Origin of the sequence: Mucilaginibacter sp., assembly GCF_965225845.1 — a bacterium.
GTDB lineage: Bacteria > Bacteroidota > Bacteroidia > Sphingobacteriales > Sphingobacteriaceae > Mucilaginibacter.
This window is the reverse complement of sequence record NZ_CBDDBL010000002.1, coordinates 2758713-2783121: the sequence shown is the minus strand read 5'-3', so window position 1 is coordinate 2783121 and position 24409 is coordinate 2758713. Positions and strand designations below refer to the sequence as shown.

Sequence of the window (24409 nt, the reverse complement as noted above, 5' to 3'; positions counted from 1 at the left end):
TCCGGTGGTTCTGCATGGAAGGGCCATCGCTCAAAGGATAAAAGGTACGCTGGGGATAACAGGCTGATCTCCCCCAAGAGCTCATATCGACGGGGAGGTTTGGCACCTCGATGTCGGCTCGTCACATCCTGGGGCTGGAGAAGGTCCCAAGGGTTGAGCTGTTCGCTCATTAAAGTGGCACGCGAGCTGGGTTCAGAACGTCGCGAGACAGTTCGGTCCCTATCTGTTGTGGGCGTTGGAAGTTTGAGTGGGGCTGACCTTAGTACGAGAGGACCGGGTTGGACTAACCTCTGGTGAATCTGTTATGGCGCCAGCTGTATTGCAGAGTAGCTACGTTGGGAATAGATAAGCGCTGAAAGCATCTAAGTGCGAAACTAGCCACAAGATGAGACTTCCATTGAGGGTCGTAGCAGACTACTACGTTGATAGGTTACAGGTATAAAGGTGGTGACATCATAGCCGAGTAATACTAATTGCCCGAAGCTTTCTCATAGCAGGTAATAATGGTGGACGGGATTCGTTCCGTCCGCCCAAACACTAAACTGTTGTTTTCTCTTATTCAATCACTTCTTTCAATAATATGTCATTGTTTGATAGTATCAAGTAGTTAGTATCAAGTATCAACACCGAAAGGTTAATACTTATACAAATCACTAAATACCGATAACAATAAAAAATATTGTATGAACAGTTAATACAAAGCAGCAGGTAATCCTGCTACTTGATACTAACTACTAAATACTAAAAACCTTCAGGTGCCTATATCGGCGGTGTCCACCTCTTCCCATTCCGAACAGAGAAGTTAAGCCCGCCAGAGCCGATGGTACTGCAGTAAAATGTGGGAGAGTAGGTCGGTGCCAAATCTTATCAGCTTTAATGCTGTTAATCATTAACCCTTTGATCGAAAGATTAGAGGGTTTTTTGTTTATTAACATTTCTAACCAATAGTTCAAAGCCTTCGTTTATCACGAGGGCTTTGTGCGTTATGGAAAGTTTTAGATCTATAGCATTTCGCAGTAAATAAAACCTTATAATCAGATTTAATAATATATTTAGAATCAAGATTTGATACTGGTTGTCGTATTAGTTTTGTACTGTTATTACAAGTATAAATAGGATAGTATATGTATAATTAGGTTAGGTAAATTAAAATAATCCCAAAAAAATATTCTAAAATACCATAACTGATATAGAAATAATAAACCTAATATGTGTAAAGTTTATAACAGAATTGGCTCTTTAACTGCTATTAAATCTCATTTACGAGATAATAATGTAAATGATCTCAATTCAGTAAACGAATTAATTATGTTTCAAAAGAATTATTTGAATTCTCAAAAACAAATAATTTCAGAGCATTCAATATTAATCAAGAATGAAAGTGATACGCTTAGAGCAGAAATATCAGAACTAGAAAAAACTATTGAAATAGACAAATATGAAGCTGAACAAAAGCTACAATTAGAACTTAATCAACTACAGGGAAAATTGAATAAAATGCATTCAATGCAATTAAACATTCTTGAAAAATTCATTGATTATCTTAGGAAGCTGATAGTTAAGATGAGAATTCAAAATATTGAAAATAATTTTGATTACCGAATCGCTTATTCAATTAAGCAGAGGAAAGAGGAACTTTCTAAAAAGATTAATAGGAATGAATATATTATTTCTCATTTTACAGAAGCGGTTGATGAAAGTAGTTCAATATATCTAAAAGAAAATGAAAGGAAAAAAAAGATCATTGATGAAATTAATACTTTAATTTATGGTGCAATAGGAGAACAAAAAGTTTCAACTGAATTAGGAAAATTATCAGATGATTATACTTTAATAAATGATTTTACCTGTTCGTTTGATCCTCCAATCTTTAATAAAAGAGAAAATGACTATATAAAATCTATTCAAATAGATCATATATTAATTTCTCCTGCAGGTATTTTCCTTATAGAAACAAAAAATTGGAGTGAACACTCATTAAATAATTTAACTCTGCGTTCGCCTATAGATCAAATTAAAAGAACAAGTTTTGCTTTATTTAAAATTTTAAACGAAAGAATTGTGGATAATATACTGCGAAGACATCATTGGGGGGAAAGAAAAATCTCAATAAGAAATCTCATAGTTTTAATTGATCAGAAACCGAATGAAGAATTTAGCTATGTGAAAATATTGAATTTAAAAGATCTTAACAGATATATAGAATACTTTAAACCTTGTCTTTCAGCAATAGAAATGCACTTGTTAGCTAATTATTTGCTTAATATTAATGGGCAATAGTAAATTAATTATTTCTAGCGTTCAATATGATATAAGATCCAGTCTTCGCTGTCATAAACAATTCTTAGGTTCAATGCCGAATTTTCAAGCTTTATTGTAGCAATGTACTTATCATTAAGCTGGGTATAGCCCGTTACGGGGTTTTTCGCTGTAGCAATCAGTATATAATCATCATACTTCTGCGGGGCCTCAATAGCGCCGGAAAATTCATCCTGATAAGGCATGGTTAATTGCTTTACATTATCTACATATGCAATTATCGGGTAGGCAATAGCATCATCTACCAATATTTTCGAACTCTGTGACACGCCATTTAGGTAATAGGCCACATCCCTTGCCGCGCTTTGGTTATTGGTATCACCTGACTTCCGAGTTACTAAAGTTTTTATAAAATCTCTTTCCTCGGGCAGAAAGGATTTTTGTAGAAACAGGTAGCCGGTAAATATTTGTAACGGCACCAATAAAATTAAAACCAACTTTACTGTTTTTTGCCTGCGAATTGCCTGCGCCCTGAAGGTGATGCATAGTAAGGCTAAAATTAAAAATATAAGGTAGTATTCATAAGCTAAATAAGTTTTGTCATATTTAATATGCAGAAATTCAATCAGGCCGAACGGGGTTAAAAGTGTTAAGATCTGGTAGGTGCTGCGCCTGAATAAATAGATAGCTAATATGATCATCGGACAAAACAATAAGGCCTTTGCGCTGATGAGCAGGGAAATCTCCTCGGGGATAATGGAAGTTCCCCTTGTATTAGCCATTTGGTCGAAGTTCATCTTTTCGCTTAGTACATTCCAGGTTGCGTAGGGGCTTTCGAGAAAATAATTCAGGTCATTGGCGTGGGTTAAGTTCAGTAGCTTATAACCGATAACTGACGCAATAGGCAGAATAAAAATGATAATATATAAGGCAAATGTTTTGCTGATGAGCTTGCGGCGAAGCGAAGGGCTGTTGAAGCTTAAAAATAAGCGGAAGATAGATTCCTTTTCGCTCAAATTTAAACTCTGAATGGCTATTGAAAGTACTAAAGGAATAAAAAATAGCGTGAGCCAGATAAACTTATAATCGCAAAATACCAGTATCACCAGGCAGATGCTTGCAATGGAGATGTGGAATGTTGTGTTTGACCTATAAAACTTGAGTATGTTAAGGAAGAAAAGGAAGAAAAAGATCAATACCAGGTAAACTCCCTTACCGGAGCAGGCAACGAACAGGATGCCCGGGTGAAATATGAAAATTATCAATAATATTAAAAGATAAAAATCATCATTAAAGCGCTTAACCAAATTGCCTGCCATTATGTTAAACAACACGGCTGTGCCAATAGCTGAAGCGATAACCGGTGCGAGTGTTTTGCTACAGGTAATAAAGAATATAAATATAGAGTAGAATGGGAAAATAGGTGATGTTAAGCCCATTACCTTGATCCTGTTGCCGGATCCCTCAAATACGATGCGGGCTTTTTCTATATAAAATAATGCTTCAGTATTAGTATAACCCAGATGATTTAGATAGATACCGCAAACCAGGTAATAGATGGCTAAGAACAGGGTAATTAATACTAAAAAGAATGATTTAGAAAATCTCATTTAACAATATTTACCGGGTTATTAATCTTACTAATACCATGGTTGGTTTTTTGCCAGTAAAATGGCTTCACAATTAACTCGTATAAGCCCATATATGCTGCTATAGAGTGCATTAGCCAATAAATTGGGTTGGCAATGGCAAAACAATATCAGTTCATAATAACGCCTTTTAAATACGGCCATCATATTTACGTAAATCATCAGGATATTACCTACCATCAGGTTAAATATCGACATGAACAAAACCCAATCCGGGAACAACGTGCGAATGGTTGAAAAGTCAAATATGAGGTAAGCTATAAATATGCTCAGCAATAGCGGATATACCAAAAAAGTTAGGGGTGTAGCGCCGATAAAGAAGCTGAAACCCAGGAAACCTTTCCAGCCTAACTTTTTCCAAAGCTTAACCGGGTTGCGCATATGTACCAGGTAGGTTTGCATATAACCTTTGATCCAGCGTGAACGCTGGCGGATCCAGTTGATAGGCTCATTGTTAGCTTCCTCATAAGTGGTGGAGTTAACAATGGCTATTTTATAACCTTTTGCATAGGCCCTAACACCTAAATCGGCATCCTCGGTAACGTTAAACGGATCCCAGGCACCCAACTCAATAAGGCTTTCAATTTTAAAGTGGTTGCTGGTACCGCCTAAGGGTATAGGTATATCTAAAGTATCCAGTCCGGGAAGCATGTAATCAAACCAGTATGAATATTCAAGCGTAAACATCCTAGTCAGGAAATTTTCATTCCTGTTAAAATAATTTAGCGCACTTTGAATACAAATGTATTCCTCCGGCAGTTTACTAAACAGCGCCACTACCTTTTTAAGCTGATCAGTATCCGGGATGTCTTCGGCGTCGTAAATGGTTAAATATTTTCCGCGGGCAAAGTGGAGCGCGTAGTTACAAGCCTTTGGCTTAGTTTTAGGCATATGAAATGGTACCACAATAACCTCAAATATCGCCGGGAAATCAAGGTTACGAACTGCATTAAGGGTTTTATCATCGTCCTCTTCAATAACCAGTTTTATATCCAGCTTTTCGCGTGGATAGTCAAGGCTTTGCAAGTTCCACAATAGTTTTTTAATCAACTTGTCTTCTTTGTATACCGGTAATAATATAGTGTATACAGGTAACTCATCCCCGTCAATAGTCGCTAACTCCTCTTTAGTTATAGCTTGATGTAACTCAAACCTTGACCCTACCAGCGCCAGGAATAGCTTGAAAATGATGGCTATCAGAAAGAATGAACTTAAAATAACATTGATAAATATCGACGTGTTTTTAAAGTTGACAAACAAGCCGATAGCTACTACCGCTAAAAGCAGGAATAAAGAGATCAACTGTGGCGATGTAAACGTTACGATAGCAGAGCTTTCGGAATCATTATTTAAAAGTTCATATACAGCAGACTTAACATACTTCTCGCCGATCAATTTGTGAGAGAGCCAAAGAATGTCCAGATCGGATGCTATAATGACTTCCGGTTCCAGGTTATAAGTAAACCTGATAAAATCGAGAAACAGCTCATCAGTAGGGTCGGCCATTATGGCAACAACCCTGTTTTTTTCTATACGTAATGGCAATGCTAAACGATCATCAGCAAAGCGGAGCTCGATCTTTTTCAAAACCTCTACATCAAAAGGCTGATCGCGAATATGCTGTATTTTGTAGTTAGCATTCAGGATGCTTCGTTCGTAATTTTTACGGGAAACATAACCATAATTGAGCGCTACCTTTAAAAATGAAGTATTTGTTTGGGCTGATATATCTTCAATCCGCTGCTTATCTTCCGATGTAATAAAGCCATCACTTACCAAAAGTTCCGGGATAGACATATCTACTGCTGTTAACAAATTTTTATGTATTTAAACGTAATTGCAAGCTATTGCCTGCAATTACGGTATGATAAATAATACTCTAACGCTTATTATTATTCCTCGTTAAACAGATCCTGTGAGCGTTGGATTCTTGAACGTACATACAAGAATGATAACAGTATCAATACTAAAATACCTAACAGGATGTACAAATTGTACGATTCCCAAAAACGGGTAAGGGCACTTTTTGTATCGATATACTCCAGGTTCTCGCTTGATTTATTGATATTGAACAGGTATTTATTAGCGCTAACATCAGAGATACAAACGTTGCTCGATAGTGTCGATAGCTGCTCGGTAATTGATTTAGAGGCCGCTAAGAACGCATCGGCTATTTGCGTGCCGGTGGCAGTTAATACTAATGTAGCATTATTGCTCCTGCCGTAGAAGATCTGGGCCAAACCGTTTGATACACTATCCGATAATTGGTAAACGATCTTATTATTATCGCTATTATACAACCTGAATTTTTTGTTGAACTTGATAGGTGCATCCGGGAACTCGTTCATCAACGGATCGTTTTGTGATAACAGGGCTACGATATTATATTTTTTCAAATCGCCGGGCTCAACCTGGTCGGAGTAAACAAATTCAGGGAAGTTATTCGCGTTAATGTTGTTGTTTAACTCATAAATTATCTCGCCCATTGCCGCTGCGGCGTACTTTGCATAATCCTTAGTTACCACAATGCGGGTTTTGCCGCTATTGAATGCTTCAGGATATTGATAGAAGCTCAGGTCATTGGTAATGAACGGATCTTTCGATTCAAGGTATGATTGGTCAACATCAATTTCAGAGAAGAAATTGGTAAAGCTGTTTTGGCAATTACCGCTTGATGGATAAAACCTGAATTCGGCTTCCAGCGTATTGTACTTATGGTGCTGGTAACGGTTAATGGTTACTGATGTATTTAGTTTGCCGGAAACATCCAGCTTTTCGCTACTGATCAATGAACCGTTCAGGTAAACGTTGAAGAAACCACGATCTCCCGGGTTTAAGCTGCTATAGATACCCTGAAAGTGGATCTCAACCTCTTTTGGCGTAAAGCTAAAATCGCTGTTTTTAAAGTTGTAAGCGCTTTTTAATGAGCCAATGCCCGACATAAAGTTAGTAGCACCGCCAATTTGCTTTAAGGTTAGTTTTGAGCGATTCTCGTCAATTGTTTTAAAGAAGGTATTTTCAGCCTGGTCGATCAATAAATAATCACCAAAGGTTGAGTTCAGAATATTCATGTTACCTAACGCGGTGATGGTTTTTTCAAAACCAGCGTCATCACCACCTGTTACAAATAATATTTCGGTAGGTACTTTTTCAGTAACAACTGTTTTTACAGGAGTTAAATTATTTCTAACATTAACTATCTGCGTAACGGTATCGCTAGCAATGGTTATTGCCTTGTGCAGGTAAAATAAGCCTTCGCCGGCCTGTGGTGTAACTTTGATCAAATCATGTTGCGGCGATTGGATAGAACTCATGTTACCCACCATCACATAGTTTCTTACGCTATCAGGCTTTTTATCAGCCGCGTATACGCCAATATTTGCAATGCCGGTTTTCTTTAACCTCGAGTATGCCCAGGCAACAGCCTTTAAATCATGCAGGGTTGGGTTAGCCGGGTAAACAATTGCTTTTTTTGAATCGAAGCAATTGCTGATGTTCACGTTATCAAAAAAGTTTTTATCGCTTTTGGTTAGGGATAGGTATGAGTAGTTTTTAACCTTTATCCACATGGCGGGGTTATCCAGGTCGCGGCATTTATCATCAGTAATGGTAGCCAGTGTTTTTACCTGTATCTTCAGGAAGCCACCTGCCGAAATATCCGCACGGCTTAGGTTTAAAACAATCCTTTGAATAGAATCAGGCGAAAGCCTGCTGCTGAACGCCGGTTTATCATCAATCAAAATATTGATGTATGATTTATCTTTTAATAAAGCTTGTGATGGTTCAAAGAATAAAACCAGTTTACTGCCTGTTATTTCGTACTCAGGGCCCAGTTTCAAGAAGAACGATGTAGAACCACTCATGCCAAATATAGGTTCATCAGCGTGGCCTAATGCCTTAAATGAGATGATAGCCTGTTGCTGAGCTATTGATGCTGTGCTTAGTAGTAACGCAAGCGCTAAAAAGCTTAAAAATTTATTCATTTGGTTGTAAGTGTTAATTTATTACGTAAAATTCTACTCTAAAATAGTTGCCGTTCTCGTCGCTGCGGTATATCAGTTCACCGCCCATTTCTTTTGTCATCAGTTTGGCGATGGATAGTCCCAGGCCAAGCCTGCTTTCTTTTGATCCGGTTGCATCGTTCAGAGTTTTTAATTTGTTGAACATCATATTCAATTCATCCTGGCCAATAGCTATCCCTTCATCTATAATTTCAAATACAAATTTTTGGCGCTGCAAACTGGTAACTATTTTTATACTGTTATTAGTTTGCGAAAATTTGATGGCATTTGATACCAGGTTTTGAAATACCTGGCCAACAAAAACCTTATCCAGCTTAACTTGTAATGGTAATTTTAAAATGTTATCAACCAGGTGAATGTTCTTCATCTGCGCTGTTTCAACAAGGCCCCTAAACACATGCAGCACCTCGGCGTTAATATCAAAAACCTCCATATTGAAATTCATCTCAGGCGATTCAATCTCCTTAACATCCATCAGTTTGTTCAGCATATACTGCATTTTCTCAGCCGAATCTGCTATATAACCAACAAATTCCTTTTGATCCGAGCTTAATCTGTAATCCTCTTCCTGGATCATATTATTACTCATCACGATTGAACCGATAAGGTTTTTTAAGTCGTGGCCAGCGATATTAATAAAGCTGTTTTTATGTTCATCAAGCTTACGCAATTGCTCATACTGCATATCAATGATCTTGTTCTTTTCGTTGATATCACGGTTCTGATCCTTAAGTTGCTCGTTTGATTTTTCGATAAGTATTTGTGAGCGAACCTCACGTTCCATTACTTTATACCGCGCGGCAGGTATAAGGCATGATATAACTGCGGTAATGAAAAAGAATTGCCCGCCATTACTGATAAACAGGTCCAGATTATATGAACTAAACAAATTAAAAAATAGCGCTACCAATAAAAAAGCTATTAAAGTTTGTATAACCGAGTTTATCGGCTCCCAAAAAACCTGGAGGTTGAAAAACAGCAACACTACCGAGTACAGCAGGAAATAGATATTTAAATATTCGATATTTACCAGTGTGCAAAGTAATGCCGATGTTACTGACAAAAACAGGAATGAGATATGCAGTAATATGCGGTAACTATATTTTTTACGCTGAAATAAGGTATATAAAGCATAAATTACCACACTTATTATAATACGTACAATAACAAATTGCAACCATACGTTAGGCGCATAGATTAAATCGGCTATAAAAAACAGCGGATATAACAGTATGATAGAAAATATGATAATGTTGGTTTGATACCATGCTTTTTTGGACAGATCCCGGGCTAACTCTTCTTTAGTAATTTGAATAAACATTATTCGCTTTTCTTTATTATGATTTAAGTATCAATCAGGTTTATATTAAATTTACAAATGCGACTAAAATTAAAATAAATTAATGGCTATCAAAAACCATCGCACTATTTCAACGCTAATAAGCCGGATTTTGTTACTCGCTTTTGCTCTATTACCCCTTTATACAAAAAGCAATCCAAAAACAACACCCAGCCGGTCAATCGTATTTAAACGTGCGCAAAGTTTAAATAACGGCGTAAGTGTATCATGGCTGGAGCAAACCTGGAACAACAATATATTGGATACTGTTGAACTAAAAGATGCGGACTTTAAACTGTTAAAAAAGCTTGGCTTTAAAAGCATCCGTTTGCCGGTGGCTTTTGCTTATTTTGAGTCGAAGGGCACACCCTTAGAAAAAGCGCTTGCCCATGTTGATGAAGTTGTAAAGCAATGTAACCAATACGGTTTTAAACTGATTATTGATTATCATGCAGGTAATTTGAATGATGGTAATTATTTAACTGAAACGCCTCGTATCATTAATTTATGGCAAATATTAACTAAAAGGTACATCAACCAAGGCGCGGACAACTTATTTTTTGAGTTATACAATGAACCCCCGCATATGGACCCGCAAATCTGGAAGGATGCCATATACAACATAGTTACTGCGGTACGTAAAATTGACAAGAACCGTACATTGATTGTTGGGGCGTCAAACTTCGACAGTATTTATGAATTGAGCCGTTTTGTGCGCCTGGCGGATGACAATATTATTTATACTTTTCATTTTTATGAACCTTTCTTTTTTACCCACCAGGGCGCCGAGTGGATTGGCGACCAGGTCGCGACAACCGGGGTATCATTTCCATACAATGGGGAAAATTTCCCAAAATTGAATCCCCGTGCGAAAAATACCTGGGGCGAAACTAACTATTACCAATACCAGCGCGATGGGAATCAACAATCGCTAAAAGATAAATTGCAGATCGTGAAAAACTGGGGAAATAAATATGACGTGCCCATATTGTGCGGCGAGTATGGCGTATACAATAAGTATGCAGATCAGGACAGCCGCTGCCGTTACATTAAGGCAATGCGAAACACTTTGAAGGCTTTGAACATCCCGGGTATTATGTGGGATTATAATTCAAACTTCTCCATTTTTAACGGCCCGCCATCTATGGCTGATTTACCCGATTGTATGCGCGAGGCCATTGGCTATAACGCCGCTAAATGATATATTTTTATTTATATTAAAATAAGTACATTTGCGCTTTACTGATACGTTATGATATTTTTTGAAGAAAAGAGACGGGAAGTTATGGTACATATCGAGAAATTTATGCTCGATAAGATGGGTGAATATTTAAAGCCCATAGATACCATCTGGCAACCATCCGACTTTTTGCCCGATGCTTCAAGGGATACATTTTTTACCGAGATAAAAGAGATGCAGGAAAGCGCCAAAGGTTTATCTTACGACCTGGTTGCTGTACTGATAGGTGATACCATTACCGAAGAGGCTTTGCCAAGCTATGAATCATGGCTGGCGATGGTTCAGGGCGTATCTGATGACGAAGAGGGTGGCTGGATGAAATGGAACCGTCACTGGACCGCCGAAGAAAACCGCCATGGTGACCTGCTGAATAAATACTTGTACCTATCGGGCCGTGTAAATATGCGCATGATGGAAGTATCAACCCAGTACCTTATTGCCGATGGGTTTGATATCGGTACAGGACATGATCCTTACCGCAACTTTATTTACACCTCGTTCCAGGAGCTGGCAACCAATATTTCGCACCGCCGTGTAGCCTCACAGGCTAAAAAGGATGGTGATACCTTATTATCAAAAATGTGCGGAGTAATTGCTTCGGACGAGGCGCGCCACGCTAAAGCTTATAAATATTTCATCGAAAAAGTATTCGAGGTTGACCCTAACGGCGCTATGCTTGCTTTTGAAGATATGATGCGCAAGAAAATTGTAATGCCGGCACACTTTTTACGCGAAGTTGGTTTAAAGATAGGCCAAACCTTTGGTCACTTTACCGATGCTGCGCAGCGCTTAGGCATATACACCGCGATTGATTACGTTGATATTTTAAAAGAATTGATTGAGGACTGGCACATTGAAAGCATGACCGACCTTAACGAAACCGGCGAAAAAGCACGTGACTATATTGTTAACCTGCCAAACCGTTTACTCCGTGTAGCAGAGCGTATGAAAAACCCCATGCTGGAATATAAATTTACGTGGATCAATTCTTAGGTAGAGATTAGAGACTGAAGATTAGAGATTATAATAAACTAATCTCTAATTAATTAATCACCAATCTACCCTTCCTGCACCAGATCCGTACCGCCTTTGCCGGACAGGTCGTCGAACAATTCGTTCATCACACTTTCCAGGGTAAGTGAGTTCACATCATCTACGTAATGCTCAGATCGGGTAATGTTTAATTTATCGTGATCAATTTCTATGTGGTAAAGCACATCACCGGGATATAGTTCGGGTTGTGTAATTTCGATCGCGTCGTCTAAATTTTCTACAGTATATTTATAACTTGTAGGTTTATGCTTATTAAAAACCGGGTTAAGGTTTTGCGACAGGTGGTTATAGATGCTATCGATATTAAGCGGCTTATGCAGGGTTACAATTTTCATAACAGAAACAAGTTTTAACTAAGTTTACAACCAAAAGTGTGTTAATATTGTTTGCTTTAAAACTACCATCATGAAATACAAATTACTGGGCCGTTCGGGCCTTAAAGTTTCGGAATTTTGTTTGGGTACCATGGGTTTTGGTACCGAGGACGGCTGGGGCGCTGATGCTACCACCAGTTTTGATATTATGGATGCCTTTGCCAATGCCGGCGGCAATTTTATTGATACTGCCAATGTTTACAAGCTCGGTACCAGCGAAAAGATCATCGGGGATTATTTGAGTAACCATGATAGGGATTATTTCGCGCTGGCTACTAAATATACGCTGAAGGATAATAGCACTAACCCTAATGCATCAGGAAATAACCGCAAGAATATGATGCGCAGCGTTGAGGACAGCCTGAAGCGCCTGAAAACTGATTTTATTGATGTGCTGTACCTGCATATCTGGGATGATATTACCCCCATCGACGAAGTTTTGCGCGGCATGGATGACCTGATCAAGCAAGGGAAAATAAACTATGCCGCTATTAGCGATACCCCTGCCTGGGTGGTAGCCAAAGGGAATACCCTTGCTGAGCTAATGGGCTGGAGCCAGTTTATTGCTTTGCAGGTGGAGTATAGCTTGCTGCAACGCACACCTGAACGCGAACTGATCCCGATGGCCAAACATTTCGGGATGACTGTTACACCCTGGGCACCATTGGCCGGCGGTGCATTAACAGGTAAATACTTACGCGGTGAAAAAGGCCGAATTAAACCTGAAAGCAACCGCTTGGGCGAGCACAGTGAGAAAATAACCAAAGTAGTTATAGCTATTGCCAGTGAGCTGGGCATATCGCCCGGCAATGTGGCTTTACAGTGGACAAGGCAACAAGGGTTTTCCTGCATCCCTATTATTGGCGCTACCAAGGTTGACCAGCTGAGTGATAATTTGAAAACAATGGACGTTACGCTTAATGAAGACCAATTAAAAAGGCTGGATGAGGCAAGCGCTATCTCACTCGGTTTCCCCGGCGATTTTTTTAAGGAGGATGCAGTGCGCAATAATTCATTCGGCGGGTTTTATGATAAGGTGGAGAAAAGAAAGTAACATTATAACTACAGGTGGTTAACTGTTAAAAACAAATGGCAGCAAAGTATTATTAACCAATAAAATGAAGCCATGAAAAACAAAATTATTTCGATGGTATTGCTTGCTTTAACACTTGCAGTACTGGGCACTACAAGCTGTGCCCCAAGGCACGCCATGCCGCCACCGCCACCAGGCGTACCAGGACATTAACACTAAGCCTTTAACTTAACAGTTGAAGGCTTTTTTATGATATTTCTAAAGAGGCTTTTAATTGCGAATTGTTTAACAAGTTACCAAAGCAAAATAACAGAATTTAATTATAAACTGAAAATAACTAAAGGCAGATTAATCCTTTTGGATTTAATTGTATCCAATAATTATACAACGCGATTTAGTTGTTTAAATTAAAAAATACGATTATGAAAAAGAGAATTTTTGCATTAGCATTGATCATAGGAGCAGCAGTAGTATCAGTTACATCAGGTTGCTATGTAGGTTATGGTTACGGCCACCCGCATCATTACTACCACGGTGGTTACTAATTTTTTGAGGTTGAGTGAGTGTTTATAAAAGAGTCTTGAAAATTTCAAGGCTCTTTTTTTTGTTGCGGCTATTGCTTAGCTTTACCCTGAACCTATAATCCTATGAAAAGAATAATCCTCACCGGCTTTTTTGCTATTTTAATGGTCTGTGCTTTTGCACAAAAACATTATGTTGATACCGCCCTGAAATTTAACCAGCGCTTTACCAATTGCGAGTTGAAGTGGGTAGTAATGCCCCAAAGAGATACATCCGGAAGGCATTTTTATGGATTATTTATATTGATGAAGTGGCGGGATTTACTTTTGATTTAAAGGGCTTTTTCACCATTGATGCGAGCGGACATTATAATGCCGACTCCAGCATGTTTAAGTACAAAGACAGATATATAGATTGGGGCCCAACACGGTAAATGTAGCCTTACTGCCACCATCGCATTTTAAAGAAATGGATTTACAGCCACGGCCAGCCTGGATAGAGCTTTATTATAAGGGCAGAAATGATACATCTACATTTTATAATTACCGCATGGGCTTTAACTATAACGCAGCCGGCGATTGTAAAACCGCTTTAAAATACCTGGACAAGGCCTATAAGGCCAATCCGCATTATAAGGGTTTGGAGTTTGAGGTTGCCTATGCCTACAACGCGTTAAACAGGCCGGATGATGCGATTACTGTATTAGAAAGCGCAGTTAAATATAATCCGAAAAACACCATGCTCTATCGCGAATTGGGTTTTGCTTACATGAATAAAAAGGAATACGATAAAGCAATAGCGCTTTATAAACAAGGAATTGATTTGTCACCGGATTCTCAATCGGCGAATGAAAATAAAGCCGAAATGGCTTTTAACCTGGCTAGTGTTTACCATAAAATGGGTAAGGAAGATGATTATAAGGAATGGATAGTGAAAGCAAAAGGATGGTCGTTGCCAAATTCTGAGATTTACAAGGCGGCGGTTAGTTTGGGTTTTTGATAAAGATGAATTTTTTGTGTAACGAATGATACTATGAAATCATTTCAAGCCATCCTTTAATCGTTAAAATCATGGTTCAAGACAAAAAGCAAATGCAATTGCATGACTAAGAAACACCTATCGTAAAAATAATTCATATACCCTATTGAAAATCAGAAATATTGTGCCTACCTTTGCAGTCCTTAAAATAAGGATAAAACTGTAAATACTAAAAAGGAAAAATGCCTACTATTCAGCAATTAGTTAGAAAAGGTAGAGTAGCTCTGGTTGACAAGAGTAAGTCGCCAGCGTTGGACAGCTGTCCACAGCGAAGAGGAGTATGCACCCGCGTGTATACCACTACCCCTAAAAAACCAAACTCAGCAATGCGTAAAGTTGCCCGTGTGCGCTTAACCAATGGAAAAGAAGTGAATGCTTATATCCCCGGTGAAGGACACAACTTGCAAGAGCACTCCATTGTATTAATCCGTGGTGGCCGTGTTAAAGATTTACCAGGTGTACGTTACCACATCATCCGTGGCGCGTTAGATACATCAGGTGTTGCGGGTCGTAATCAGCGCCGTTCAAAATACGGTACTAAACGCCCTAAACCAGGTCAAGTAGCTGCGGCTCCAACAAAAGGTAAAAAGAAATAATTAAAGGAGGATAGTAAAAATGAGAAAGTCGAAACCAAAAAAGAGAATCCTTCTTCCTGATCCAAAATTCAATGATATTTTGGTAACCAGGTTTGTAAACAATATGATGTATGATGGTAAAAAATCTACCGCGTACGCTATATTTTACAATGCAGTTGAAATAGTTGAAAAGAAAACAAGCGAAAGCGGGTTAGAAACCTGGAAAAAAGCTTTAAATAACGTAATGCCTGCTGTTGAAGTAAAAAGCCGCCGTGTTGGTGGTGCAAACTTCCAGGTACCTACAGAAGTTCGTCCGGAGCGTAAAATTGCTTTGGGTATGAAATGGCTGATCAGCTACGCACGCCGTCGTGGTGAAAAAACCATGATGGAAAAATTAGCAGGCGAGATCATGTCGGCAGCTAAAGGTGAAGGTGCAGCAGTGAAGAAGAAAGAAGATACGCACAAAATGGCTGAGGCCAACAAAGCGTTCTCACATTTCCGTTTCTAATAAATTAGATTACACCGATTTAATAATACGATTACACCGATTATATATGTTTACACGTTATAATCGGTGTAATCATTTAAAAATCGGTGAAATCCAAAAACAAAAAAATAGATGTCAAGAGATCTTAAATATACAAGAAACATAGGTATTGCCGCCCACATTGATGCCGGTAAAACCACTACAACAGAGCGTATCCTTTACTACTCGGGCGTGAGCCACAAGATTGGTGAAGTACACGAAGGTGCAGCTACAATGGACTGGATGGCGCAGGAGCAGGAACGTGGTATTACCATTACCTCTGCAGCTACTACTGTTGGCTGGAAATACCGTGGACACAATTACCACATTAACATTATTGATACACCGGGACACGTGGATTTTACTGTAGAAGTAAACCGCTCGTTACGCGTATTGGATGGCTTGGTTTTCTTATTTAGCGCGGTTGATGGTGTTGAGCCACAATCTGAAACTAACTGGAGGCTTGCTAATAACTACAACGTTGCCCGTATTGGTTTCGTTAATAAAATGGACCGTTCAGGTGCCGACTTTTTAAATGTTGTAAAACAGGTAAAAAGTATGTTAGGCAGTAACGCTGTGCCTTTGCAGTTACCAATTGGTGCTGAAGAAAGCTTTAAAGGTGTTGTTGACTTAATTAACTGGAGAGGTATTGTTTGGAATGAGCATGATAAAGGTATGACCTTTACAGAAGTGCCTATCCCTGAAGATATGATCGAGGAAGCTACCGAGTGGAGAGAAAAATTGCTTGAATCAGTTGCTGAGTATGACGAAAGCCTGATGGAGAAATTTTTTGATGCACCTGAAAGCATTACTGAGCGCGAAGTGCTTGACGCTTTACGTAAAGCAGTGTTGGATGCTAAGATCGTTCCTATGGTTTGCGGTTCATCATTCAAAAACAAAGGTGTACAAACCATGCTTGATTACGTGATGGAGCTATTGCCTTCGCCACTTGATGTTGACGGCATTGTTGGTACTAACCCTGATACAGGTGAAGAAATTATCCGCCAGCCATCAGAAAAAGAGCCATTTGCTGCTTTAGCGTTTAAAATCGCAACGGATCCTTTCGTAGGCCGTTTGTGCTTTATCCGCGTATACTCAGGTAACTTAGAGGCAGGTTCGTATGTATATAATATGCGTTCAAGCAACAAAGAGCGTATCAGCCGTATATTCCAAATGCACGCTAACAAGCAAAACCCGATCCCTAACGTAGGTGCCGGTGATATTGCTGCGGTAGTGGGCTTTAAGGATATTAAAACAGGTGATACCCTTTGCGATGAGAAACACCCGATCATCCTGGAATCAATGAACTTCCCTGAGCCGGTTATCGGTTTGGCTATTGAGCCAAAAACTCAGGCTGACGTTGATAAATTAGGTATGGCTTTAGGTAAATTATCTGAAGAAGACCCAACCTTCCGTGTGAATACCGACGAAGAAACCGGCCAGACTGTAATTTCAGGCATGGGCGAGCTTCACTTAGATATCATCATGGACCGCTTAAAACGTGAGTTTAAAGTTGAGGTTAACCAGGGCGCTCCACAAGTTGCTTACAAAGAATCAATCACCGGTACTACACAGCACCGTGAAACTTATAAGAAACAAACCGGTGGCCGTGGTAAATTTGCTGATATACAAGTTATATTATCACCAAACGACGAAGGTAAAGAAGGATTACAATTTGTTAACGAAATTAGCGGTGGTTCAATCCCTCGTGAGTTTATCCCATCTGTTGAAAAAGGCTTCGCGGCTTCAATGGCAAATGGCGTGTTAGCAGGTTTCCCTTTAACTAACTTAAAAGTAAGGTTAATTGATGGTTCATTCCACGCAGTCGATTCAGACGCGCTATCTTTCGAGTTAGCAGCTAAGATGGCTTACCGCGAGGCATTGCCAAAATGTAAACCAATGTTGTTAGAGCCGATCATGAAAATCGAGATCCTTACCCCTGAAGAAAATATGGGTGATGTTATTGGTGACATGAACCGTCGCCGTGGCCAGCTATTAGGCATGGACTCACGCGCAGGTGCACAGGTAATTAAAGCAACGGTACCACTTTCAGAAATGTTTGGTTATGTAACTCAGTTACGTACTATCACCTCTGGCCGTGCTACTTCAACCATGGAGTTTGATCACTATGCTGAAGCGCCACGTAACGTACAGGAAGAAGTAGTTGCCAAAGTAAAAGGTAAAAAAGCAGCACAAAATGCGTAAATAAATTGATGTGAATATATGCAGGTGTGCAGATATGCAAATGAGAAATTAAAAGCATCCGCACATTTGCATATAAGCACATCTGCAAATAATAAATAAACCAACTACATCTAATAAATAGCTCTTAGGGTAGTTTAAAACAAAAATAAAAATGAGCCAAAGAATCAGAATCAAACTAAAATCTTACGATTACAACCTGGTTGATAAATCAGCTGAGAAGATCGTTAAGACCGTAAAGCCAACCGGCGCTGTAGTAAGCGGACCGCTTCCTTTACCTACTGAAAAGAAAATCTTTACAGTACTGCGTTCACCGCACGTAAACAAAAAAGCACGTGAGCAGTTCCAATTATGCTCTTACAAGAGGTTATTGGATATCTACAGCTCTAACTCAAAAACTGTAGACGCTTTAATGAAACTTGAATTGCCAAGTGGAGTTGAAGTTGAAATTAAAGTGTGATAGTACCGGAAGGTACGGACATTTAGAGTCAAGATATTAGAATCAAGATTCAAGATATAAAAAGCCATTCGATAATTCGGATGGCTTTTTTGCTTTTAACCTATCCCCTTTGTCATTCTGAACGTAGTGAAGAATCTTCTGCGGTGTGCATTCTACGGCTTTACATTAACGTTTACTTTTCTTTGGTATCGCTGACTCTAAGTTGTCACTTTTCTATTTTATGTAGTAAGATAAAGAGAAAATGTTTGAATATTACTTATTGCATTTAACCCAACTGAGTATAATTATTAGAAGGAATATAAGAAATCTTATATATCCTGAAGTTCTGGGTTTAGGAGATTGAAATTCATGATTAGCAATAGGATTTGATTGATGTTCTTTTATTTTAGGTGAAACAGGAATATTTACATCCTGTTTATCATCTTCGATAGGATAAACAGGTAACTCACCATCTTCAATGCTGAAATGATATAGTTTTTTATTTTTGAGATAGAAAATTTTATTAGTTGATATATAATAGGGTGATGTTGGTTCTCTTTTAATAAACCCAACTTCAAAGCCAGTAATGATATTATAAAGAAAAAACCAATCAGATGTGATTATGCAAATAATTTCAGCTGTATAATTGCATATTTTTTGTATCCCCACACTATGATTGAGCTTTGTGGATATTGTATGTTTTAGCGTTAGTTCTAACTCAAATGTATAAATACAAATGCTAACATTTGGGATATTTAGTCCATACAACTCCGGAATTATTTCAATTATATAGATTTTATCACCTTTTAGATTGAATACCATTTCGCATAATCGCGGTTCTTGGTAAGTATAACTTAAAATAAATTCTAAGGAATTTTCATCATTAATTGTTGCTATCTTAATACAATCTTGCCCATAAGTTGGATTTTCAAGTTGAAAAGCAACTAATCTTAAGCCACGGTGCAATGCATAAGGACCAACATATTCATAGTAAATATCTTCATTAGGAATGTAAATTTCGTAGTCTATCAGCTTGGTTACAGTTGATTGCTTCGTTGGTAAATCCCACAAAGTAAATTCATGGTTTTCATAATTAAATACAAAAAGTGTTTTATGATCCAGAAATTGTAAGCTATTAAGGTAGTCATGAGATCTACCTCCCTTATTAATTTGATTATAGAGCACAATCTCGCCTTCAAAGTTTAGAACTATGTAGTGATTATATTTATTGTCAACTAAAGGTCGGTTTTTATCCGTTGTTTTATATTCTTTATGTGCAGTTACCAGTAATATTTCGTTTCGGTTAAAGTCTACTTCAAAAACCTTAAATTCAGAAACTAATATAAAATCCCGGGAGTAATCATTAAGTAATTCCTTGTTTGCTTTAATTGCTATATTACGATTAGTGTAATCAGGGTTTTTAAAATAATCTGAATTATTAAATCCTACCAATAAATTAGTAAAAATGCCCTCTACATTTATAATAGTAGTTGAGTTATCATTCAAACTGATGATAGCAATGTATACCGAACAGTCAAATCTTCGCTTTAGCAAAGCAAGTTTATTAAATTTACTGTCATGGTAAATCTTTAGGATATTGTTATTATAAAATTCAGAGTTGATCATACGCCTTTCGCAATATTGTAAATTTATAATCTTAATAACAATCATTAAAACTAATTATATGATCAATGAACGTTTCGAGTGTGAAATTTTAAGGGCAAGCAGGCTTAGGCTGTTTCATTTAATAGAAACAGTTGGGCGTGATATATTATTCACGATTCCAAAAGGTTTCAATAATAATATAATCTGGAATATCGGGCATTGCATCACTTCGCAACAGCGGCACGTGTATATGCGTAGCGGATTGCCGATGCATATATCTAACGAATTTATGGATGCCTTTAAAATTGGGTCATCCCCGCTTTCCTGGACAACTACTCCGGATGTGAATGAGGTAAAACATTTACTGATCTATACAGTCGACCAACTGGAATTAGATCTGAAATCCGGATTATTTGTTAACTATTCCCCCTTTGAGTTGCCCATCGGATTTAAAGTGAAAAATCATATCCAGGCATTGCAAGCCGCTAACTATCACGAAGCGGAGCATAGTGGTATAATTTTTACATATTTGAAGTTGCTGTCTGTGCCATTTTGGAACAAAAACGAAGTCTAAAAGCTATATAAACATCTCTTTGCCCGTTCAAGCGTCCACTTTTACAATAATGGTTGACCGGTAAATAAAGTAAGCGTGGAAATTTATAAAAAACTTGAGTTCAAGCGTGGAAGCTTGAACTGGCGAAGAGTTGGAGAGACTTGATGAATTTGTTTCATTAAGCTTAATATACCGCATTTAGTACCATTGATAGCCGCTTTTTAGTTGTATGTTTGATATGCTGAGATAATGAAGCTTTGAAACCGATATTCCCCAGGTTTAATCAAATTGTAAATAGGTCAGCTTTATCCTGTAAAAATCTTCTTTTCCCTATGTTTAAATTAAATTTTAAGCTAATAATATGCTTATTAACCTGCCTTTTATTTGTTTACTCCGGCCATGCCCAGCAAACCCAAGTGTTAATGATCGGAACATTCCACTTTGAAAACCCCGGTCTGGATGCTTCAAAATTGAAATCGTTAGATATAAAATCTGTTGCTGTACAAAAAGAGATCGATCATATAATTGCTGCTATAGTGAAATTTAAACCACAGCGGGTTTTGGTTGAATACCCGTACCAGGATCAAAATAAGCTTGATCAGTTGTACCAGGATTTTTTAGCGGATAAGATCATGTCGGGCTTAAATGATAAGAGCGAGATTTATCAGATCGGTTTTAAATCAGGAAAAGCACTGGGCTTAAATAAAATTGATGCTATAGATTATAGAATGAATCTTAAAGGGACCGATTCAGTAATGAAAGTGATAACCCAGGCTAAACAGGAGCAACTTATGCAAGCCATACCTGAATATATCAAAAATATCTCAAGCAACTTTAATAACCTGGTTCAAAGCGGAGCTTCGCTTACCGATATTTTATTGGCACAGAATACACAAACTTACCGCAATGCAGATCTTGGGTTTTACACCAATTTGCTGACTAAAGCAGGTGAGCCAAATAATTTTATTGGGGCAGACGTAGCGGCCCAATGGTACAAAAGGAATATTTATATGTATTCATTGATACAAAAAAAGATCAGTCCTGATGACCAAAAAGTAATGGTCATATTGGGGGCAAGCCATATTGCAGCCCTGGGAGTATTTTTTAAACTAAACCCTGCTTATAAGATTGTAGAGCTGGCGGATGTTATTAATAAATAATTTATACCCGCCTATGCTTACAAAAGATAAAAGTAAGCGTGGACATTTGAAACTGCGTGAGTAATAGTGTAAAGATCCGACTATGATAGCTTAAAAAAAGTTTATCATATCGCAAACGAACACCACCTGTATCAAAAGCGAACGGTTAATTTGAGTTTGTTTTGATTAAATGATTGTTTAACAGCTATTTACAATAGTGGCATCGTATTGGGATAGATAGCTTGAACTGTAGATCATCACATTATGATTAAAAACTTTATCAAAATAGCGTGGCGTAACCTAATCAAAAATAGGGTTTATTCGTCCATAAATATCCTGGGCCTGGCTTTTGGTATGGCGGTGGCCATGTTGATTGGTTTGTGGCTAATGGATGAACTTACCTATAACCATTACCATAACAACCACAGTGATATAGCACAGGTGATGGCAACAATGGAGTTTAACGGACAGGTGTCTACACAAGATGCCGTGGCCATGCCGCTTGGAGCTGAACTGCATAATAAATATGGAGCGGATTTTAAAAGTATCGCATTTTCCTCAGGAAATCATGACAACATATTAGCTAATGGCGACAAAAAGATCTCCGGTAATGGCATGTGGGTTCAGTCGGTATTCCCAACAATGATGAGCCTGCATATGATTGAGGGGAATATTAATGCGCTGAATGATCAACTTTCAATATTAATAAGCCAATCGACAGCGAAGGCATTATTTGGGGACACTGACCCTATGAATAAGACCATACGGGTAAACAGCAAATATGACATGACGGTTGCTGGGATCTATGAAGATATCCCTCATAATTCATCGTTTAGCGATACGCATATTTTGATGCCATGGGATAAGTATATCAATACTGAAAAATGGCTGCAGGATTCACAAACACAGTGGGGGAACCATAGCTTTCAATTATTTGTGCAGATGAACCCTAATGTAAATATGGATGTTGTTTCAGCTAAAATAGAACCGCTCGCGGGTACTCATTTTAAAGAAGGCCACGAACGCCTGATGTTGCATAGCATGGATAAATGGCGCCTTTACAGCGAGTTTGAAAATGGAAAAGTAAAAGGTGGCCGCATAACTTACGTATGGTTGTTTGGCATCATCGGCGCGTTTGTATTGTTGCTGGCGTGCATTAACTTTATGAATTTGAGCACTGCCCGCTCGGAGAAAAGGGCCAAAGAGGTTGGCATACGTAAAGCTATTGGTTCGTTACGCAAACAATTGGTAATTCAATTTTTAAGCGAATCTATTATAATGGCTGTAATTGCTTTTGCCCTTGCCCTTGTTATTGTACTGCTGTTTATGCCATATTTTAACCTCATGGCCGATAAACAAATGCAAGTGCCTTTTGCAAATCCATGGTTTTGGCTCATCGCCATGTTATTTGTAACATTTACAGGAGTAATATCCGGCAGTTACCCTGCTTTTTATTTGTCGGGCTTTAACGCGGTTAAGGTGTTAAAGGGGACATTCCGCACCGGTCGTTTTTCGGCACTGCCGCGTAAAATATTGGTGGTATTGCAGTTTACTATTTCGATTACACTTATTATAGGTACGGTGATTGTATTTAAGCAAATTCAATTTGCAAAGAACAGGCCTATCGGTTACTCACGTGCCGGATTAATTACCGTGATGATGAACACGCCCGATTTGATTGGCCATTACGATGCCATCAGGAACGACCTGATCCGTACCGGGGCTGTTGAGAATATGGCAGAATCATCAAGCCCTACTACAGGTGTATGGTCGAACCAAATAGGGTTCGATTGGACGGGCAAAGATCCATCAGTTACCCCTGTTTTAGGAACCATTGCGGTTACCCATGATTTTGGTAAAACAATTGGCTGGCATGTAACCCAGGGGCGCGATTTTTCAAAAGCATTTGCTACTGATACCAATGCCATGGTGCTGAATGAAAGCGCGCAAAAACTTATCGGCTTTAAAAATCCTGTGGGCCAAACGGTGAAGCTAAATGGCAAAGCTTATACAGTTGTAGGTGTGGTATCAGATATGATCATGAATTCACCCTATATACCCGTTGACCCAACCGTATTTATGATGAACTATGGATGGGCCAATGTTATCACCATAAAAATAAAACCAACGATGGCTATTTCTGCCGCGCTCGATAAAATTGGCAATGTGTTTAAACGCTATAATCCCGGCAGCCCCTTTGCCTATAAATTTACGGACGATGAATATGCGGAAAAATTTTCGGATGAGGAGCGTATTGGTAAACTGGCATCATTTTTTGCCATACTTGCCATATTCATTTCATCGTTAGGATTATTCGGGCTGGCATCATTTGTAGCGGAGCAGCGCACTAAGGAAATAGGTGTTCGTAAAGTATTAGGCGCTTCAGTAGCTAATTTATGGGGAATGCTATCAAAAGAATTTATTCTCCTGGTATTGATCTCTTGTTTTATAGCAACACCACTAGCCTGGTATTATTTGAACAACTGGTTAAAGGCCTATCATTATCATACCGATATTTCATGGTGGGTGTTCATGGTATCATGTGCAGGTGCAATGCTCATTACCCTAATGACGGTGAGTGCGCAAGCCATAAAAGCAGCAGTTGCTAACCCTGTAAAAAGCCTAAGGAGTGAATAGACCTTAGCCCGTTAAAGCGCCTTTCGCTTGAATGCAGAATGGTGTAAGCGTTCACGCTTACGATAATGGTCATCCAATAATTAAAGTAAGCGTGGACGCTTACAAAAAATAAAGTTCATGCCTGGACGCTTGAACTGGCAAAAAGGGATTACCGGGTGCTTGTTTCAGGTTGTTTATTTATGAATATAAGTTATTGGTAATCAA

20 protein-coding genes and 2 rRNA genes are annotated in these 24409 nt (G+C 38.5%); 16 read left to right on the top strand and 6 right to left on the bottom strand.

Features of this window, described 5'->3' with window-relative positions:
- The 3 genes from ACYZ0U_RS16805 to ACYZ0U_RS16795 form a co-directional block, all read left to right on the top strand.
- A 23S ribosomal RNA gene (locus ACYZ0U_RS16805) occupies positions 1 to 493 on the top strand; the annotation flags it as partial.
- 258 nt (positions 494 to 751) lie between these two features.
- Positions 752 to 863 (top strand): 5S ribosomal RNA (gene rrf, locus ACYZ0U_RS16800).
- Between the two features lie 346 nt (positions 864 to 1209).
- Entirely contained in the window at positions 1210 to 2280 is a 1071-nt protein-coding gene (locus tag ACYZ0U_RS16795) for a nuclease-related domain-containing protein (RefSeq protein ID WP_461453681.1), read from the top strand.
- Positions 2281 to 2294: 14 nt separating this feature from the next.
- Here the strand turns inward: ACYZ0U_RS16795 and ACYZ0U_RS16790 are convergent, their stop codons facing one another.
- From ACYZ0U_RS16790 to ACYZ0U_RS16775, 4 genes are all read right to left on the bottom strand, one after another.
- Positions 2295 to 3869 (bottom strand): hypothetical protein, encoded by a 1575-nt coding sequence (locus tag ACYZ0U_RS16790; RefSeq protein ID WP_461453680.1) that lies wholly within the window; start codon positions 3867 to 3869, stop codon positions 2295 to 2297.
- A gap of 30 nt (positions 3870 to 3899) precedes the next feature.
- Positions 3900 to 5705, bottom strand: coding sequence for a glycosyltransferase family 2 protein (locus ACYZ0U_RS16785; protein WP_461453679.1), 1806 nt, complete (start codon positions 5703 to 5705; stop codon positions 3900 to 3902).
- Positions 5706 to 5800: 95 nt separating this feature from the next.
- A complete protein-coding gene (locus ACYZ0U_RS16780; RefSeq protein WP_461453678.1) occupies positions 5801 to 7891 on the bottom strand; it encodes a cellulose biosynthesis cyclic di-GMP-binding regulatory protein BcsB in 2091 nt (696 codons plus the stop codon).
- A 13-nt stretch (positions 7892 to 7904) separates the two neighbouring features.
- Entirely contained in the window at positions 7905 to 9251 is a 1347-nt protein-coding gene (locus ACYZ0U_RS16775) for a sensor histidine kinase (RefSeq protein ID WP_461453677.1), read from the bottom strand.
- Positions 9252 to 9333: 82 nt separating this feature from the next.
- Between ACYZ0U_RS16775 and ACYZ0U_RS16770 the strand changes: the two genes are divergently transcribed.
- Positions 9334 to 10470, top strand: a complete 1137-nt coding sequence (locus ACYZ0U_RS16770; RefSeq protein WP_461453676.1) for a glycoside hydrolase family 5 protein — start codon at positions 9334 to 9336, stop codon at positions 10468 to 10470.
- 51 nt (positions 10471 to 10521) lie between these two features.
- Complete coding sequence (locus ACYZ0U_RS16765; RefSeq protein ID WP_461453675.1) at positions 10522 to 11502, top strand: acyl-ACP desaturase; 981 nt, start codon at positions 10522 to 10524, stop codon at positions 11500 to 11502.
- Positions 11503 to 11567: 65 nt separating this feature from the next.
- On the opposite strand, the gene ACYZ0U_RS16760 is transcribed toward ACYZ0U_RS16765, so the two are convergent.
- Positions 11568 to 11897 carry a hypothetical protein gene (locus ACYZ0U_RS16760; protein ID WP_461453674.1) on the bottom strand — a complete coding sequence of 110 codons (330 nt, stop codon included), beginning with the start codon at positions 11895 to 11897 and terminating at the stop codon, positions 11568 to 11570.
- Positions 11898 to 11967: 70 nt separating this feature from the next.
- Here ACYZ0U_RS16760 and ACYZ0U_RS16755 point away from each other — a divergent pair, with 70 nt between their 5' ends.
- The 8 genes from ACYZ0U_RS16755 to rpsJ all read left to right on the top strand — a co-directional run bounded on the left by ACYZ0U_RS16755 (position 11968) and on the right by rpsJ (position 18292).
- The gene (locus tag ACYZ0U_RS16755) at positions 11968 to 12990 is read left to right on the top strand and encodes an aldo/keto reductase (RefSeq protein WP_461453673.1); all 1023 of its coding nucleotides are present in this window, start codon (positions 11968 to 11970) and stop codon (positions 12988 to 12990) included.
- A gap of 401 nt (positions 12991 to 13391) precedes the next feature.
- Positions 13392 to 13514, top strand: a complete 123-nt coding sequence (locus tag ACYZ0U_RS16750) for a hypothetical protein (RefSeq protein WP_461453672.1) — start codon at positions 13392 to 13394, stop codon at positions 13512 to 13514.
- Between the two features lie 102 nt (positions 13515 to 13616).
- On the top strand, positions 13617 to 13826 hold the full coding sequence (locus tag ACYZ0U_RS16745) for a hypothetical protein (RefSeq protein WP_461453671.1): 210 nt from the start codon (positions 13617 to 13619) through the stop codon (positions 13824 to 13826).
- A 133-nt stretch (positions 13827 to 13959) separates the two neighbouring features.
- Complete coding sequence (locus tag ACYZ0U_RS16740) at positions 13960 to 14490, top strand: tetratricopeptide repeat protein (RefSeq protein ID WP_461453670.1); 531 nt, start codon at positions 13960 to 13962, stop codon at positions 14488 to 14490.
- A gap of 221 nt (positions 14491 to 14711) precedes the next feature.
- Positions 14712 to 15125 (top strand): 30S ribosomal protein S12, encoded by a 414-nt coding sequence (rpsL, locus tag ACYZ0U_RS16735; protein WP_073405808.1) that lies wholly within the window; start codon positions 14712 to 14714, stop codon positions 15123 to 15125.
- Positions 15126 to 15144: 19 nt separating this feature from the next.
- Positions 15145 to 15612: a 30S ribosomal protein S7 gene (gene rpsG / locus ACYZ0U_RS16730; protein WP_461453669.1), complete on the top strand. Its 468-nt coding sequence runs from the start codon at positions 15145 to 15147 to the stop codon at positions 15610 to 15612.
- A 111-nt stretch (positions 15613 to 15723) separates the two neighbouring features.
- Positions 15724 to 17835: an elongation factor G gene (gene fusA / locus ACYZ0U_RS16725; protein ID WP_461453668.1), complete on the top strand. Its 2112-nt coding sequence runs from the start codon at positions 15724 to 15726 to the stop codon at positions 17833 to 17835.
- 151 nt (positions 17836 to 17986) lie between these two features.
- Entirely contained in the window at positions 17987 to 18292 is a 306-nt protein-coding gene (gene rpsJ, locus ACYZ0U_RS16720; RefSeq protein WP_022830652.1) for a 30S ribosomal protein S10, read from the top strand.
- 252 nt (positions 18293 to 18544) lie between these two features.
- On the opposite strand, the gene ACYZ0U_RS16715 is transcribed toward rpsJ, so the two are convergent.
- The gene (locus ACYZ0U_RS16715; protein ID WP_461453667.1) at positions 18545 to 19897 is read right to left on the bottom strand and encodes a hypothetical protein; all 1353 of its coding nucleotides are present in this window, start codon (positions 19895 to 19897) and stop codon (positions 18545 to 18547) included.
- A 58-nt stretch (positions 19898 to 19955) separates the two neighbouring features.
- Between ACYZ0U_RS16715 and ACYZ0U_RS16710 the strand changes: the two genes are divergently transcribed.
- The 3 genes from ACYZ0U_RS16710 (at position 19956) to ACYZ0U_RS16700 (ending at position 24205) form a co-directional block, all read left to right on the top strand.
- Positions 19956 to 20450, top strand: a complete 495-nt coding sequence (locus ACYZ0U_RS16710) for a DinB family protein (protein ID WP_461453666.1) — start codon at positions 19956 to 19958, stop codon at positions 20448 to 20450.
- 311 nt (positions 20451 to 20761) lie between these two features.
- Positions 20762 to 21589 carry a DUF5694 domain-containing protein gene (locus ACYZ0U_RS16705; RefSeq protein ID WP_461453665.1) on the top strand — a complete coding sequence of 276 codons (828 nt, stop codon included), beginning with the start codon at positions 20762 to 20764 and terminating at the stop codon, positions 21587 to 21589.
- 243 nt (positions 21590 to 21832) lie between these two features.
- The gene (locus ACYZ0U_RS16700; protein ID WP_461453664.1) at positions 21833 to 24205 is read left to right on the top strand and encodes an ABC transporter permease; all 2373 of its coding nucleotides are present in this window, start codon (positions 21833 to 21835) and stop codon (positions 24203 to 24205) included.
- The last annotated feature ends 204 nt before the right edge of the window (positions 24206 to 24409 follow it).

What these genes read in the sequence shown, in the direction of transcription:
- ACYZ0U_RS16795 (WP_461453681.1), top strand. Translation starts at nt 1,210, where the DNA reads ATGTGTAAAGTTTATAACAGAATTGGCTCTTTAACTGCTATTAAATCT.
- ACYZ0U_RS16790 (WP_461453680.1), bottom strand. Translation starts at nt 3,869, where the DNA reads ATGAGATTTTCTAAATCATTCTTTTTAGTATTAATTACCCTGTTCTTA.
- ACYZ0U_RS16785 (WP_461453679.1), bottom strand. Translation starts at nt 5,705, where the DNA reads ATGTCTATCCCGGAACTTTTGGTAAGTGATGGCTTTATTACATCGGAA.
- ACYZ0U_RS16780 (WP_461453678.1), bottom strand. Translation starts at nt 7,891, where the DNA reads ATGAATAAATTTTTAAGCTTTTTAGCGCTTGCGTTACTACTAAGCACA.
- ACYZ0U_RS16775 (WP_461453677.1), bottom strand. Translation starts at nt 9,251, where the DNA reads ATGTTTATTCAAATTACTAAAGAAGAGTTAGCCCGGGATCTGTCCAAA.
- ACYZ0U_RS16770 (WP_461453676.1), top strand. Translation starts at nt 9,334, where the DNA reads ATGGCTATCAAAAACCATCGCACTATTTCAACGCTAATAAGCCGGATT.
- ACYZ0U_RS16765 (WP_461453675.1), top strand. Translation starts at nt 10,522, where the DNA reads ATGATATTTTTTGAAGAAAAGAGACGGGAAGTTATGGTACATATCGAG.
- ACYZ0U_RS16760 (WP_461453674.1), bottom strand. Translation starts at nt 11,897, where the DNA reads ATGAAAATTGTAACCCTGCATAAGCCGCTTAATATCGATAGCATCTAT.
- ACYZ0U_RS16755 (WP_461453673.1), top strand. Translation starts at nt 11,968, where the DNA reads ATGAAATACAAATTACTGGGCCGTTCGGGCCTTAAAGTTTCGGAATTT.
- ACYZ0U_RS16750 (WP_461453672.1), top strand. Translation starts at nt 13,392, where the DNA reads ATGAAAAAGAGAATTTTTGCATTAGCATTGATCATAGGAGCAGCAGTA.
- ACYZ0U_RS16745 (WP_461453671.1), top strand. Translation starts at nt 13,617, where the DNA reads ATGAAAAGAATAATCCTCACCGGCTTTTTTGCTATTTTAATGGTCTGT.
- ACYZ0U_RS16740 (WP_461453670.1), top strand. Translation starts at nt 13,960, where the DNA reads ATGGATTTACAGCCACGGCCAGCCTGGATAGAGCTTTATTATAAGGGC.
- rpsL (WP_073405808.1), top strand. Translation starts at nt 14,712, where the DNA reads ATGCCTACTATTCAGCAATTAGTTAGAAAAGGTAGAGTAGCTCTGGTT.
- rpsG (WP_461453669.1), top strand. Translation starts at nt 15,145, where the DNA reads ATGAGAAAGTCGAAACCAAAAAAGAGAATCCTTCTTCCTGATCCAAAA.
- fusA (WP_461453668.1), top strand. Translation starts at nt 15,724, where the DNA reads ATGTCAAGAGATCTTAAATATACAAGAAACATAGGTATTGCCGCCCAC.
- rpsJ (WP_022830652.1), top strand. Translation starts at nt 17,987, where the DNA reads ATGAGCCAAAGAATCAGAATCAAACTAAAATCTTACGATTACAACCTG.
- ACYZ0U_RS16715 (WP_461453667.1), bottom strand. Translation starts at nt 19,897, where the DNA reads ATGATCAACTCTGAATTTTATAATAACAATATCCTAAAGATTTACCAT.
- ACYZ0U_RS16710 (WP_461453666.1), top strand. Translation starts at nt 19,956, where the DNA reads ATGATCAATGAACGTTTCGAGTGTGAAATTTTAAGGGCAAGCAGGCTT.
- ACYZ0U_RS16705 (WP_461453665.1), top strand. Translation starts at nt 20,762, where the DNA reads ATGTTTAAATTAAATTTTAAGCTAATAATATGCTTATTAACCTGCCTT.
- ACYZ0U_RS16700 (WP_461453664.1), top strand. Translation starts at nt 21,833, where the DNA reads ATGATTAAAAACTTTATCAAAATAGCGTGGCGTAACCTAATCAAAAAT.